At 49.9% G+C, this 14,005-nt stretch carries 10 protein-coding genes, 1 tRNA gene, 2 rRNA genes and 2 pseudogenes; 7 read left to right on the top strand and 8 right to left on the bottom strand.

The annotated features are described in order from the left end of the window. Positions 1-526 precede the first annotated feature (526 nt). The 7 genes and pseudogenes from R2K28_RS01675 to R2K28_RS01650 all read left to right on the top strand — a co-directional run bounded on the left by R2K28_RS01675 (position 527) and on the right by R2K28_RS01650 (position 5,404). Entirely contained in the window at positions 527-745 is a 219-nt protein-coding gene (locus R2K28_RS01675) for a hypothetical protein (protein ID WP_316367691.1), read from the top strand. Between the two features lie 140 nt (positions 746-885). After that, positions 886-2,052, top strand: a pseudogene (locus R2K28_RS01670) (phage major capsid protein). Positions 2,053-2,479: 427 nt separating this feature from the next. Then, positions 2,480-3,232 (top strand): TIGR04255 family protein, encoded by a 753-nt coding sequence (locus R2K28_RS01665; protein ID WP_316367690.1) that lies wholly within the window; start codon positions 2,480-2,482, stop codon positions 3,230-3,232. 12 nt (positions 3,233-3,244) lie between these two features. Next, positions 3,245-3,727 (top strand): hypothetical protein, encoded by a 483-nt coding sequence (locus R2K28_RS01660; protein ID WP_316367689.1) that lies wholly within the window; start codon positions 3,245-3,247, stop codon positions 3,725-3,727. Further along, a pseudogene (locus R2K28_RS20390) lies at positions 3,724-3,924 on the top strand (hypothetical protein); the annotation flags it as partial. The gene R2K28_RS01660 and the pseudogene R2K28_RS20390, both read left to right, overlap by 4 nt. Positions 3,925-4,047: 123 nt before the next feature. Then, positions 4,048-4,362, top strand: a complete 315-nt coding sequence (locus R2K28_RS01655) for a hypothetical protein (protein WP_316367688.1) — start codon at positions 4,048-4,050, stop codon at positions 4,360-4,362. Further along, a complete protein-coding gene (locus R2K28_RS01650; RefSeq protein WP_316367687.1) occupies positions 4,346-5,404 on the top strand; it encodes a tyrosine-type recombinase/integrase in 1,059 nt (352 codons plus the stop codon). Before R2K28_RS01655 ends, R2K28_RS01650 begins: the two co-directional genes overlap by 17 nt. A gap of 70 nt (positions 5,405-5,474) precedes the next feature. On the opposite strand, the gene R2K28_RS01645 is transcribed toward R2K28_RS01650, so the two are convergent. From R2K28_RS01645 to R2K28_RS01610, 8 genes are all read right to left on the bottom strand, one after another. Next, positions 5,475-5,550: transfer RNA gene (locus R2K28_RS01645), tRNA-Thr, on the bottom strand. 43 nt (positions 5,551-5,593) lie between these two features. Continuing rightward, on the bottom strand, positions 5,594-6,460 hold the full coding sequence (locus R2K28_RS01640; RefSeq protein WP_316367686.1) for a hypothetical protein: 867 nt from the start codon (positions 6,458-6,460) through the stop codon (positions 5,594-5,596). 52 nt (positions 6,461-6,512) lie between these two features. After that, positions 6,513-7,262, bottom strand: coding sequence for a type III pantothenate kinase (locus R2K28_RS01635; protein WP_316367685.1), 750 nt, complete (start codon positions 7,260-7,262; stop codon positions 6,513-6,515). After that, on the bottom strand, positions 7,259-8,248 hold the full coding sequence (gene birA / locus R2K28_RS01630) for a bifunctional biotin--[acetyl-CoA-carboxylase] ligase/biotin operon repressor BirA (RefSeq protein ID WP_316367684.1): 990 nt from the start codon (positions 8,246-8,248) through the stop codon (positions 7,259-7,261). The genes R2K28_RS01635 and birA overlap by 4 nt, the downstream gene beginning before the upstream one ends. Beyond that, a complete protein-coding gene (locus R2K28_RS01625) occupies positions 8,232-10,049 on the bottom strand; it encodes a M61 family metallopeptidase (RefSeq protein WP_316367682.1) in 1,818 nt (605 codons plus the stop codon). Before R2K28_RS01625 ends, birA begins: the two co-directional genes overlap by 17 nt. Next, positions 10,049-10,681 carry a hypothetical protein gene (locus tag R2K28_RS01620; protein WP_316367681.1) on the bottom strand — a complete coding sequence of 211 codons (633 nt, stop codon included), beginning with the start codon at positions 10,679-10,681 and terminating at the stop codon, positions 10,049-10,051. The genes R2K28_RS01625 and R2K28_RS01620 overlap by 1 nt, the downstream gene beginning before the upstream one ends. 147 nt (positions 10,682-10,828) lie before the next feature. Next, a 5S ribosomal RNA gene (gene rrf / locus R2K28_RS01615) occupies positions 10,829-10,944 on the bottom strand. A gap of 173 nt (positions 10,945-11,117) precedes the next feature. Further along, positions 11,118-14,003, bottom strand: a 23S ribosomal RNA gene (locus R2K28_RS01610). Positions 14,004-14,005: the final 2 nt, after the last annotated feature.

Genomic DNA, 14,005 nt, shown 5'->3' with positions numbered 1-14,005 from the left:
TGGGTGAATCTGAAGCTAGTCGATACCATTTCACAGAGGCGTCCGAACTACAAACGAACATATTACCTGGGTTGGAACGGCGAGCGCTTTGCAAGGAATCCCGATTTTCACGAATTGATCAAACGCATGCCGTCACACTACGCTGCTATCGATCAGAAATTAATCAAAATGACAAAAGAACGTCGATTTCATCGATACGACATAAGAAGCAGCGTCAACCATCCACACCCCTCACAACATGCAGTTACAACATCAAAGGGGGTAAGGGGGGTTCGAATCTCTACAGCCTCGGCCAACCAGAACCGCCGCCCTAGGGACTTTTTTACATCCACAAAATGAAACTCGGCAAAAAAAGGTGGAATAAATGAACTGTTTGATGTGTGAAAACCCAATCCAGTATTTAGGGCGCAGTAAACTGCCAACCTTTTGCGGTAGGCCGTGCCGCCGACGTGCTGAATATGAGATCCGGCGAATACACAGATCAAATTCGTGAACACAAGACCTTTACAACTGATAGGAGTTGATAATGAAGCATGAAAACATGATTAAAGCCAAAACCGTCTTTCAAAAAGGAGCTGCTCAGATGATAGCCTCCGGCGTCGACCCGGCGGACGTAAGCGCCGCATTAGTGGGAGCTGGTACGGCCATCAGCGTCGACGTGGATGGCCCCGAAGCGACAGTTGATTGGTTGATCGAAGACGCACAGTCTATAAAAAAACAAAAATCGGCAGTTACTATTAATTAGATTGTTATCATCGTCATGTGCTATTATTTACATATGAGCCACCTGCGTGACGCCGGTTGGCCCCTCAGTTTCCGATCCTGCGCGACGCTGCGATGGCCTGATGCAACCGAAAATTCGTTTTACGCACAGAAGGGCTCATAATGCCTAACCAATTTAATGATGCTATCGAAGAACTCAGGCATAGTTTCGAACGATTTAAAGAGAAACAGTCCGATAATCTCCAGTCGATCAGCGACCGCCTTGATCGTATCGAAACCCGCTCCAATCGTGCCTCGATGGGTGGTGGTATGACTTTCAACAGTAGCGAATCCTCTACACAGAAAGAGCACAGGAAGGCTTTCCAGCAGTGGGTCACCCGGGGCCGGGATGAAGACGGTCTCCTCGATCTGCAACAGAAAGCGATGAGTATCGGTGTAGGCGCCGATGGCGGTTTTGCTGTACCGACTGCCATTGATGCACAAATCGAAAAGCTACTCCGGGATATCTCCCCGATTAGGCAGATTGCAAGGATGGTCCCCGTTGGTACCAGTGATTACAAAAAACTGGTAAACACGGGCGGCCTGACTTCTGGATGGGTTAGCGAGACAGATGCCAGACCGGAGACGGATACACCGCAGTTTGCCGAGGTTATCCCCCCGATCGGTGAAATCTACTGCAACCCCTCGATCACTCAGCACGCTCTCGATGATGTTTTCTTCGATGCTGAAGGCTAGCTCGCCGAGGAGATCGCCGACGAGATCGGACAGCTGGAAGGGACAGCCTTCATCCTGGGGGATGGAGTGAACAAGCCGAAAGGGTTTCTTACCTACACCACGGCAGCCACAGACGATGCGGCCCGTGCATTCGGTACTCTGCAGTACATCCCGACTGGGGTAGCTGATAATTGGCCAGCGGCAGACGGTGATACGGCTAATCTGTTGATCGATACGGTCCATAAGTTGCGGCCCGCTTACCGGCAAGGAGCGGTATGGGTGATGAACAGCACCACCCTATCGACCATCCGCAAACTGAAGGATGCTAACGTGCAATTTCTCTGGCAGAACACGCTGGTAGAAGGTCAACCCGGTATGCTATTGGGGTACCCGGTCATCGAGGCCGAGGACATACCGGATATCGCTGCAGACAGCCTCTCAGTGGCGTTCGGCAATTTTGACCGAAGGTATACCGTCGTAGACCGCATGGGGACACGCGTACTTCGTGACCCTTATACGCGCAAGCCCTACGTCCACTTTTACACCACAAAGCGCACCGGTGGCGCCGTGGTGAACTCTGAGGCGATCAAGATTATCAAGTTCGCCGTAGCATAAAGGATATGGACCTGGGCAAGTGCTAAAACCGCCCAACGTTGAATAATGTCGGACCTGGGGCACGCCTTAAAACTACCCCTGTTTGTTGCAAGTTCTGCCCCTTCGGGGTGCCAGTATTAGTCGGCGAGTGTCTGGTTCATAGAAATAACCCCGACAGCCTGCGGTTCGAACTCCTCGAGCGTGGCAGGCAAATACCATCGTGGAAGGGTGCTTTACATCTCTGGAACCTCTTTTTCCAGAACTGCACTCCCCCCTACCTCATCATGCGTACAGCGAAAACTTTTTTAACTTGAGGACTTTAGCTAGACGCCTGATTATTAATCTTGAAAGGATCCTAAAAAAATGGTTAATTTGGATCCTGATAATATATGAGTTAGAGTACTCATATGAACATGCTTCAAGGATCGTCGCTGTGAACGGAGGAAGAATGAGCAAGGATTTTCTACCACTTAACGTGCCTACCGAACAATCAGTGCGATACAATATAAATTTCATACAAACCGCAGTTTGTGAATTGAAATTCCCTGTTTTACTCGAACTCGAAGAAAAACCACCCACTGAATTTCAGGGTGCCTTGAGGAAGGATTTTCCTATTTTCAAAAAAAGTAAAACGGTTTCGATTCATGTTGGTGGTTCGACAGATTTACCGCTTAGTTATGCTTTCGAATCTAGAGACAAAAAGTGGGTAGTCGCCCTCAAGCCTGATTCGCTCGTTATAGAAACGACTAGTTATACAGAGTTCGCTGATTTTCGTACAAAGATCGATAGAATATTACATCTGATCGGTGGCATGCTTGACACAGAATTTTTTACTCGAGTCGGACTGAGGTATATCAACGTCATCGACTTAGAAGATGGCGAAGTCGATGGATGGGTGAATGAAAAACTTATTGCACCGCTTATAGGCGGAGAACTCGGAACCTTAACTAAATATGTTTCTGAGATCCATGGGGCCTTTAGTGACGGACGGTACAGTTTCAGGCATGGATTAGATTCTGATCAACTTGATGCCTCAAAGATCAGATATATTCTTGACTTCGACTACTATGATGAAGGCATTGACTATAATGATGCCTTAGAACTTTTAACGAAATTTAATGCACAAAATTTTTCATTCTTCAAATGGGCCCTAGGTGAAAAAGCATTACATAAGCTTGGCGCAGGTAAACAGAAAGAATAAGGTTAGTCTCACATGCTACACAAAATACAATCAACTGCTACATCTTTCGCATATAACGACTCGAGTAAACGCTTATTAGGCTCTGAGGTTGAGTCCGTAGAGACACCCACATTTTGTGAAACACACCCAGAGCCAAGCCAAGAAACCTTTAACCTTCTCTCAGAAAGGTTAACCCTTAGATTCACTAAAAACCTAACAACTAGATACATCAGCGACAATGACACCATTGTTGAGGCGGTTACTGATTTTAATTTAGTAAGTCTTGACGAAAGAAATGCACAAGACCGTATTACACTATTATCACGTAAATATGCTCGTAATAGTCTCTCGCAGGAAGAGTCAGCCCGACTTGATATGCTAACTGAAAGGCTTCGTAATTTAATCCCTGAGGTCAGTGAGAGTGAAATTGCGCGTATGGAGCATTTTGCGAATACTTTAGAGGAAGCTGCTCAATCTGCAAAAGATATAGCCGATGAACTCAATATCACCCTATGAATCTATATCATTACCCGAAAAGTCGACATGTAAGAACTCAAACACCTTTTCCTTACAAAAACTATAGTGAATTTAAGCCAACGCTTAAGAAAGAGTTTAATAACACATGCGTCTATTGCAGGACACCTGATCACTTATCTGAGGTAAATTATTATGCAGTTGAACATTATAAGCCAAAAAGAAAATTTCCTGAATTAGAAACAGAATATACTAATCTATACTACGCATGCGGCCACTGTAATAGTAAAAAAGGGGAGTTCTGGCCTACAGACGATCAATTGCAAGCTGGAATTTTTATACCTAATCCCTGTAGTCATATAATGCACGAACATTTAAGGTCATCTAGAGATGGCACAGTTGCACATCACTCTATCACAGGCAAGTGGACAATTGATTCACTGGACCTCAATAGCCCCAAGAAAGTGCAAAAAAGAATTTTTTATTTAAATACATACAACAACGCTAAGCGACAGATTAAAATTTTTGAAAAGTTGCTGACTGAAATAAAAGGAAAGATTGATGACTCAGATGAAGAGGAGTTATCGGATATTGAAATTTCGTACCTAGAAGCAATAGAGCAATGCGAATCAGTTAATTCAATAATTGACTACATAGAAAATGGCCCTTCTGAATAAACGCACTGCCAACCACTTCCCCTCGCATATCGACTCCGACAAGCTACCCGCTAACGTCGGTTACGATCCCCGCGGTAAAGGCCGGTGGTACTATCGAAAAAGTTCCGGCCGCAATAATCGCGGTACAGCGTTCCGATTTGGCTCAAGCGATACGACACTCGCCGAGATATGGCAACAAGTCGAAGCGATAGAGACAGACACGGTCGGCACATTCAAAGGAATATCACTAAAATTTCAAGAGTCGAGAGACTGGAGCCGATTAGCGAAACGCACGCAAGATAACTATCTAAAGCTGCACAAGTCGATATGCGCTACAAAAACAAAGACCGGCACCTTGTTGGGTGACATTGCTCTCGACGCATGGACACCGGGCACCGTACGTCGTTATTTAGAAACTCGGGCAAAGGCAAGTGAAAGCGTAGCGACCGCCGAGATTCGTTATATCAAGCGCGTTTTTAGTTGGGCTATATCGATGGACTACTACCTCAAACCTAACCCCGCGAAGGAAATCAAACTAACGCGCCTCAATCCACTAAGGACGCACTATGTTCAAGACGCCGACTATTACCTTACGATCGCTGTCGCTCCGCTTCTCGTAGGTCTGGCTGCCCACATGGCCTACTTAACTGGGCGTCGTCGAACGGATATTCTCAACCTGCACCGTTCGCAATTAACAAACGATGGTATCGAATTCGAAGAAAACAAAACCGGGAAATTAACGGTCGTCGCATGGTCGGACGAACTTCGCGACACTGTGGAGATATTGAAAAGTGAAGCGGGAGACTCGGTGTTTTTATTCCCCCGCCGGGGATCGCCTTCCGAACCAATGACTGATAGCGCATTCGATACTGCGTGGCAGCGTGTACGGACTCGCGTAAGGACCGAGGGAGGCACACCCTGCCAGTTTAAAGATATTCGCGCCAAGCATGCCAGCGACCTCGAAACAGACGACGAGGCGAGCCTCAGTCTACGGCATAGCGGGCGATCCGTTACCCGTAGACACTACCGTAGACGGCCGACGAAGGTGGTGAGTTTACGCTAATGTCGACAACATGGTCGACAACATTTAGCGCATAAATGGACACAATAAATCAGTAAGTTATTGTTTTCATTGGAGCCGGCGAGAGGATTCGAACCCCCGACCAGCTGATTACAAATCAGCTGCTCTACCAACTGAGCTACGCCGGCTGGAGAGTGCGAATTCTATGCGTTTCTGTCTCTTCTGGCAAACTTAGCGGCATGCCGTCTCCTGCGCCTCCAGATCAGGAAATTTTCTAAATAGCTCAATCCAACCCGGTTTGGTATCGGAAGCGGGTGTACTATCCTGAAAGTAGAGCCAATATTTGGTTTTTTGGCGGTAACGCGGCTTTACAATCACTTCATAACCGAGGGCTGTGATCTCTTTATTCCTTGCTTCCGCACGCTCCTTGTTACGGAACAAACCGAGGGATATGGCATGCACCAGATCACCGCTGGTAAAACGCCACAAGTCGCTGACACCATCCTTCTCCAGGCGATTTGAGATATCGATCGCATCCCGTCTGGAGGCTTGTGGCGGGATCAATACCCAGAATCCGGCCTGTTGATTACTGGTCTCGGACTGCAGATCCGGCTTCAGTCCCAGTGCACGTAGGCTTACTGAGATGATCTCCGCTTCAGAGCGAGTATCCAAAAACCCCACTGTTCGGCAAACTGGTGGCTCAACTTCTGCTGTTTTCCCGGCCGTAGCACCATCAATCACAGGTGCCTCCACCTCAGGTTCGATGGCAATTTCAGCTTCTGCGCTGGAAGCTTCAGGTACAGATGCAGCAACCGACTCGGGCGCCTCACTCGGCGCTTCTGGCTGTTCAACTGCCTGCGTCTCCGTTTGATCCGCATTGGATTGAAGCACTTGGTCTGACTCCGGCTGCTCCTTCTCGGTCAGTGGAGCAGCCTCCACCGCGCTTGTATCGGTTTCCATCTCGGCAATCTCTTGGAAGAGATAGAGTTCACCTACATCAGGCAAGGTCTTCTCAACAATGTTTTCTGCCTTCTGAGGATAGATCAAGATAAACATCCCCAGATTCGCTAACAGCAGAATGAAGAAGAGCCATTTCATAGCATTCCTTTAACTGTTGTGTTCATTTCTTACCCTGTGTCGCTGGTGGGACCTACCCCGGCAGCCCCGCTTGACCTGACTGTATAAGCAGCCCATTTAGAACCAGACAGGGAACGAGCTGATGGGGCAGTTCGAGATAATGGGTCAACATTCCTGCATCACCACCCGTCACAGTGCATTGGATAGCACCCTTTTCCCGCTGCTGTAGTGCTTGATAGAGCTTCTCCACAGCTGCACACTGCGCCACAACGGCACCTGTAATTATGCCCGATGCCGTATCGTTGGCGAAGCAATCCCGGATCTCACCGGCTGCGTAGGGAGGAATGTCGGTATTCTGCCTGAGACATTGGGCAAATACCCGCAATCCCGGCAAAATGATACCGCCAACGTGCCGCCCGTCCCCGTCCATGGCATCGATCGTAGTCGCTGAGCCGCAGTCTACGACAATCTGGGGTAGGGGTGAAAGGGCTCGCGCCGCAAGCAGGGCCAGCCAACGGTCGACCCCCAATTGGTCGGGCTGCTCATATCCATTCGTCACCCCGTGCTCCTGCTGCCTCGTCTCGGCGAATATGGGTGTCAGTTGCCACTGCTGTCGAATCCAGGAGAGCAGTGTCTTGTGGACATTTTCATGGCGTACACTGGCAATATACACCGCTTCGGGCCTTTCCATGTCAAGCCAGGCCTGTTCAACCGCAGCGGTCAGTTTATTGGATTCGACCTGGTGCAGGTTGCCGGCGCGCAGCTCGGCCCCGGTTGCCCATTTGATGGCGGAATTACCTATGTCAACGTAGAGTTTTATCATCTCTTATGGAATGAATGCCGCAAGCTCACCTCACCGGCGTGAAATGTACGCTCCTTACCGTTACTGCGCAAACGGATAGCTCCATTCGCATCAATCCCCATATGCTCTCCTGTATGTCGTTGAGTATGGCTACGGATAACCACCTCTTCACCCAATAACAGGTCGTGTCGCCGCCACTCATCGATAAATGATTGCAAGCCATCGGCTTGATACTGCCCTATCACATCTCTCAGATGGCGAATCATATTACAGACCAGCTCATTACGCGTTGGCAATGTTAGATTCGGGATTGAATTCAGGTCGACCCAGGGCTGGTCGATGGCCTCACCATGGCTGTCCAACCGGGTGTTCAATCCGACACCGATAACGACCTGTGAGGGACCGCTGGCCTCACCGCTTACTTCCAGTAGCAGACCTGCCAGTTTCTTACCTTGCCATAATATGTCGTTCGGCCACTTTAGCCCGGCCTGATCACAATTGAACTGATGCAGCAGGCGCAAAACTCCTATTGCCGAGGCCAAACTGAGACCCGCAATCTGCATCGGCGGATACTCAAAACGCCACAAGATTGAAAGATAAATGTTTCTACCGAAAGGTGAGATCCACTTTCGACCATGCCTTCCCTTTCCGGCCAATTGCTGTTCCGCAAGACATACACTACCTGACTCGGCGCCGCTCGCAGCCTGCTTCATCAACCAACTGTTGGTGGAGTCTATGCAGGCATGCAGCGTCAATGCAGGTGGCGCTGCCATACCCTCCTCCCGCAACAACTCCAAAATGGCATTCTGGCTGAGGAGATCCAGTGGTTCACGCAACCGATATCCTTTCCCTGTCACCGCATCGATATCAAGACTGTATTGCTCCTTCACCTGTTTGAGTCGCTTCCAAACCGATGAGCGTGTCACCTCCAACAGGCGTCCCAGCTCCTCGCCTGAATGAAATCGGCCATCCGCCAATCTTTGAATCAAGTCATGATGTGGGTACATGGCCTTTCAACCAATTATTAAGACGTTGCTGCTGCAGACTGCCGGGATGTTGCGGAAGATAGATAGTACATGTGTCAGATGCAGCCGGCAGGGGAGTAAAGGGGATAACCTTTAACTCATCCCTGCGAAAAAGATGCAACTCGATCGATACACCCTGCTGTTGCCGGGCAATGTACTCTTCCATCTGCTTCGCACTCAGATTCAACCCATCAACGGCCACGATCTCATCACCTGCCGACAGCCCCGCCTGTTGAGCTCCTCCACCATCAAACACCTGTAACAGTCGAACCCTCTTTTCCAACTGCTTCCATTTAGCGCCCAAAACCGGTTTGGCCCCAGCCGCCTTCGGAGGTTCTGTAACCACCCTCCCCATATCCTCACTCGACATAGCGGGAAGCAAATGGAGCTCTACAGCAAATTCGGCAAGTGCCTCTGCCAGGGGTAACTCATCCGTGGATCGGACCCCCAGGTCGAACAGCGGCTTCAGATCCAGAGATGTCACATCACCCGCCAGGGTTTCGAATCCATCCTCAGGAACCCCCACTGAGTGACGACCGTATCGCCGCCACATCTCTTGCATAACATGGTCAAGGGAAAACCTATCGTCACTGCGCAGGCGTATGGTCAAATCAAGCAGCAGGGCAAAAAGGGCCCCCTTGGCATAGTAACTTACGATAGCATTGGGTGCGTTCTCATCCTGTTTATAGAATTTGCTCCAAGCATCGAAGCTCGACTCTTCCAGGGTCTGTTTAAAGCGTCCGCTGTTTCGCATCACCCGGGTAACGGTCTCAGCCAGCATCTTGAAATAGGCATTGCGGTCAATCACTCCGCTCCTGACGAGTAACAGCTCATCATAGTAGGATGTGATTCCCTCAAATATCCATAACTGCCTTGTGTAGACCTCTGCCGCCGTCCCCTGCTGTAAAAATAGTTCGGGTGTTATGCGCTTCACATGCCAGAGGTGGAAATACTCGTGGCTACAGAGTGCCAGCAGTTTTCGATAACCCGCTGTGACAGCCTCATCACCCCGCTTTGGCAGTTCATCCCGACTGATCATAAGGCTGGTGGAGTTGCGGTGTTCCAATCCACCATAACCACTGCCGACCACTTGCAATAAAAACAGATATTCAGAAACAGGCAATTCACCAAACAGTGCCACCTCTTCCTGGCAGACGCGGCTCAAATCGTCGCAAAACCTTTGCATATCCAGATCATGCACACCACTGATCACCATCCGATGCTGTCGCCCATCGACTGAAAATTCCGCGTCTGCAAAAACGCCTGCCTCGGCTGGATAGTCGATAAGCTCTTCATAACTGTCACACAGGTAATCGCCAAACCCGGCTTGATCAAGATTTCCCGCCGGCATGGCGGTTGCCAGACGCCAATCCTCAGCATAACTGTCACTGGGACGGACAACGGTTAATCTGCAGGCCTCACTTTCCGAACCGGCAACCCCTAACAGCAGACAGGGTCCATTGAAATAGGCATGCTCGGTATCGAAATGGGCGGTTCGAACAGACAACTCCCAAGCATAAACCGTATATACAATCCGCAGTTCACCTGCCACCGTTGCTGCACGCCAACTCTGCTTATCCAGTTTGACCAGTGCCACAGGTTGATTATCAGACGATGCCTGAATGGCAATAATATTTCGCGCGAAGTCCCGCACCATGTAACTGCCGCGTATCCAAGCGGGTAGATAGACCAGCTGCCCATTGGGATCGGGATTTCTGATCGTCAGCTCCACTTCAAACAGGTGTGCCTGAGCTGACTTGAAGCTAATTTTGTACTCAATCATTACCTGTCCCACTGCATGATTGCCTGTTCTCCCTCCTGGTTTATGGGGCGAGCAATCAAGCCTGCATGGTTTGCACTGACCTGGTAGTGTGCGCCCGCCTCAACCGGCATATACACCGAGCTGCCATACATGGTGTCTATCATGCCAAAATGATCAGTCAGGTTAGTGATTATTTTATCGATGATCTGAAAATCCTCATGCAGGTTATAAACCTGTATCACTCTGCTTCCAGCTGCGGCATTTCTCCCTGATAGGGATTCCAGGCGTACAACCGGGGTTTTTCCAAGCAGCGCCACCCAAGGTTTCCATTTGATAAAGCGTGCATCCACCCGCCACTCATCGGTTGAGATGGAATAGGTCCTGGGTTCACCGTTGATGGTTAACACCAGCACTGCGGCACCTGAGTCAATGGCACCGATTTCAACCTCGGCAAGCACATGCTCCTTTGTCAATTGGATGTAACTTTGAACATTGAACAGCAACATTGCCACAAAGGTTGAAACCAGCAACACAACCAGCCCCAAGAAGCCATTCAGGCTAGCTGCGATCAGCTTCCTTTTAAATATCAGCTGTCGCAGGGCAAATCCTGTCAGCAGGATACCGAGAACCATCAGTGTCAGTGAGAGAAGCATTATTTGCCTATACGCGGAGCGTTTCCACTACATCAAGACCGACATCTTACACGTAACCGTTAAATTCGAGCCAGGAAACTCATCTTGGTTCACAGCGAAAGACAAAAAAAAACCCCGGACCGTTCGGTCCGGGGTTTTAGCGTAAAAACCTGGCAGTGTCCTACTTTTACATGGGGAAACCCCACACTATCATCGGCGCTATGTCGTTTCACTTCCGAGTTCGAGATGGGATCGGGTGGTACCAACACGCTATATCTACCAGGTAAACTGGTCGAAAAAAGGGGTCGGAGTCAATTTCCCTCACTCCTATCGCGAATCGCGAGTCCGAGCATGGAAACTTGACTCCGACCCCTTTTTTCTGATTCGGTTAGATCGCATGGTGATATCAATGGGTGTTGCGTTTGCTTGAACCTGACCCAAAATGTTTGGGTGTTATATGGTCAAGCCTCACGGGCAATTAGTACTGGTTAGCTTCATGCATTACTGCACTTCCACACCCAGCCTATCAACGTTGTAGTCTTCAACGGCCCTTCAGTGTCTTCAAGAGACAAGTGAGATCTAATCTTGGGAGGGGCTTCCCGCTTAGATGCTTTCAGCGGTTATCCTGTCCGTATTTAGCTACCCGGCAGTGCCACTGGCGTGACAACCGGAACACCAGAGATACGTCCACTCCGGTCCTCTCGTACTAGGAGCAGCTTCCCTCAAATCTCAAACGCCCACGGCAGATAGGGACCGAACTGTCTCACGACGTTCTAAACCCAGCTCGCGTACCACTTTAAATGGCGAACAGCCATACCCTTGGGACCGACTTCAGCCCCAGGATGTGATGAGCCGACATCGAGGTGCCAAACACCGCCGTCGATATGAACTCTTGGGCGGTATCAGCCTGTTATCCCCGGAGTACCTTTTATCCGTTGAGCGATGGCCCTTCCATACAGAACCACCGGATCACTAAGACCTACTTTCGTACCTGCTCGACTTGTCTGTCTCGCAGTCAAGCACCCTTATGCCTTTGCACTCGTTGCGCGATGTCCGACCGCGCTGAGGGTACCTTCGTGCTCCTCCGTTACTCTTTGGGAGGAGACCGCCCCAGTCAAACTACCCACCATACACTGTCCCTAACCCGGATAACGGGTCGAGGTTAGAACTCCAAATATATCAGGGTGGTATTTCAAGGTTGGCTCCACGAAGACTGGCGTCTCCGCTTCAAAGCCTCCCACCTATCCTACACAAACATATTCAAAGTCCAGTGCAAAGCTGTAGTAAAGGTTCACGGGGTCTTTCCGTCTAGCCGCGGGTACACTGCATCTTAACAGCGATTTCAATTTCACTGAGTCTCTGGTGGAGACAGCGTGGCCATCGTTACGCCATTCGTGCAGGTCGGAACTTACCCGACAAGGAATTTCGCTACCTTAGGACCGTTATAGTTACGGCCGCCGTTTACCGGGGCTTCGATCAAGAGCTTCGTCCGAGGACTAACCCCATCAATTAACCTTCCGGCACCGGGCAGGCGTCACACCCTATACTTCCTCTTTCGAGTTTGCAGAGTGCTATGTTTTTAATAAACAGTCGCAGCCACCTGGTCACTGCAACCCTCTTCTGCTCCGAGAGCAAGTCTCTTCACATACCAAGGGCGTACCTTCTCCCGAAGTTACGGTACTATTTTGCCTAGTTCCTTCACCAGAGTTCTCTCAAGCGCCTTGGGATTCTCACCCTACCCACCTGTGTCGGTTTAGAGTACGGTTACTTATTACCTGAAGCTTAGAGGTTTTTCCTGGAAGCATGGCATCAATCACTTCGTCTCACATGGAGACTCGTCATCACGTCTCAGAATTGCCTGTCCGGATTTACCTAAACAGACTCCCTACACGCTTAAACCGGGTAAACCAACACCCGGATGACCTAGCCTACTCCGTCACCCCATCGCAGTAATAAATAGTTCCGGAATATTAACCGGATTCCCATCGACTACGCATTTCTGCCTCGCCTTAGGGGCCGACTAACCCTGCGCCGATTAGCGTTGCGCAGGAAACCTTGGGTTTTCGGCGAGGGGGCCTCTCACCCCCTTTATCGTTACTCATGTCAGCATTCGCACTTCTGATACCTCCAGCATGCCTTACAGCACACCTTCGCAGGCTTACAGAACGCTCCTCTACCATGCGTGCAAGCACGCATCCGCAGCTTCGGTACATGGCTTAAGCCCCGTTAAATCTTCCGCGCAGGCCGACTCGACTAGTGAGCTATTACGCTTTCTTTAAAGGATGGCTGCTTCTAAGCCAACCTCCTAGCTGTCTATGCCTTCCCACATCGTTTCCCACTGAGCCATGATTTAGGGACCTTAGCTGGCGGTCTGGGTTGTTTCCCTTTCCACGACGGACGTTAGCACCCGCCGTGTGTCTCCCGCGATTACACTTCCACGTATTCGGAGTTTGCATCGGTTTGGTAAGCCGGGATGGCCCCCTAGCCGAAACAGTGCTCTACCCCATGGAGTGAGACGCGAGGCGCTACCTAAATAGCTTTCGAGGAGAACCAGCTATCTCCGGGCTTGATTAGCCTTTCACTCCTATCCACAGCTCATCCCCTCATTTTTCAACATAAGTGGGTTCGGGCCTCCAGCGCGTGTTACCGCACCTTCACCCTGGCCATGGATAGATCGCCCGGTTTCGGGTCTACTCCCAACGACTAAACGCCCTATTAAGACTCGGTTTCCCTACGCCTCCCCTAAACGGTTAAGCTTGCCACTGAGAAGTAAGTCGCTGACCCATTATACAAAAGGTACGCAGTCACCCCCGAAGGGGCTCCTACTGCTTGTACGCATACGGTTTCAGGTTCTATTTCACTCCCCTCTACGGGGTTCTTTTCGCCTTTCCCTCACGGTACTAGTTCACTATCGGTCGGTAGAGAGTATTTAGCCTTGGAGGATGGTCCCCCCATCTTCAGTCAGAATATCACGTGTTCCGACCTACTTAATACGTCAATCATTCATTTCGTGTACGGGGCTATCACCCTGTATCGCTGGACTTTCCAGACCATTCCACTATGAATTTCTTGCTCGGCTGGTCCCCGTTCGCTCGCCGCTACTGAGGGAATCTCAATTGATTTCTTTTCCTCCGGGTACTTAGATGTTTCAGTTCCCCGGGTTTGCCTCTTACACCTATGAATTCAGTGCAAGATACCTGTCTTACGACAGGTGGGTTTTCCCATTCGGAAATCTCCGGATCAAAGCCTGTTTGCTGGCTCCCCGAAGCTTATCGCAAGCTACAACGTCCTTCATCGCCTTCTACCGCCTAGGCATCCACCATATGCGCTTAATCACTTGACCAT

It is taken from the genome of Candidatus Thiodiazotropha sp. CDECU1, assembly GCF_963455295.1.
Taxonomy (GTDB): Bacteria; Pseudomonadota; Gammaproteobacteria; order Chromatiales; family Chromatiaceae; genus Thiodiazotropha.
Note: the sequence above shows the minus strand (reverse complement) of the source record. Positions and strands in the feature narration are given on the sequence as shown.

What these genes read in the sequence shown, in the direction of transcription:
- R2K28_RS01640 (WP_316367686.1), bottom strand. Translation starts at nt 6,460, where the DNA reads ATGAAATGGCTCTTCTTCATTCTGCTGTTAGCGAATCTGGGGATGTTT.
- R2K28_RS01660 (WP_316367689.1), top strand. Translation starts at nt 3,245, where the DNA reads ATGCTACACAAAATACAATCAACTGCTACATCTTTCGCATATAACGAC.
- R2K28_RS01655 (WP_316367688.1), top strand. Translation starts at nt 4,048, where the DNA reads ATGCACGAACATTTAAGGTCATCTAGAGATGGCACAGTTGCACATCAC.
- R2K28_RS01635 (WP_316367685.1), bottom strand. Translation starts at nt 7,262, where the DNA reads ATGATAAAACTCTACGTTGACATAGGTAATTCCGCCATCAAATGGGCA.
- R2K28_RS01650 (WP_316367687.1), top strand. Translation starts at nt 4,346, where the DNA reads ATGGCCCTTCTGAATAAACGCACTGCCAACCACTTCCCCTCGCATATC.
- R2K28_RS01665 (WP_316367690.1), top strand. Translation starts at nt 2,480, where the DNA reads ATGAGCAAGGATTTTCTACCACTTAACGTGCCTACCGAACAATCAGTG.
- R2K28_RS01625 (WP_316367682.1), bottom strand. Translation starts at nt 10,049, where the DNA reads ATGATTGAGTACAAAATTAGCTTCAAGTCAGCTCAGGCACACCTGTTT.
- birA (WP_316367684.1), bottom strand. Translation starts at nt 8,248, where the DNA reads ATGTACCCACATCATGACTTGATTCAAAGATTGGCGGATGGCCGATTT.
- R2K28_RS01675 (WP_316367691.1), top strand. Translation starts at nt 527, where the DNA reads ATGAAGCATGAAAACATGATTAAAGCCAAAACCGTCTTTCAAAAAGGA.
- R2K28_RS01620 (WP_316367681.1), bottom strand. Translation starts at nt 10,681, where the DNA reads ATGCTTCTCTCACTGACACTGATGGTTCTCGGTATCCTGCTGACAGGA.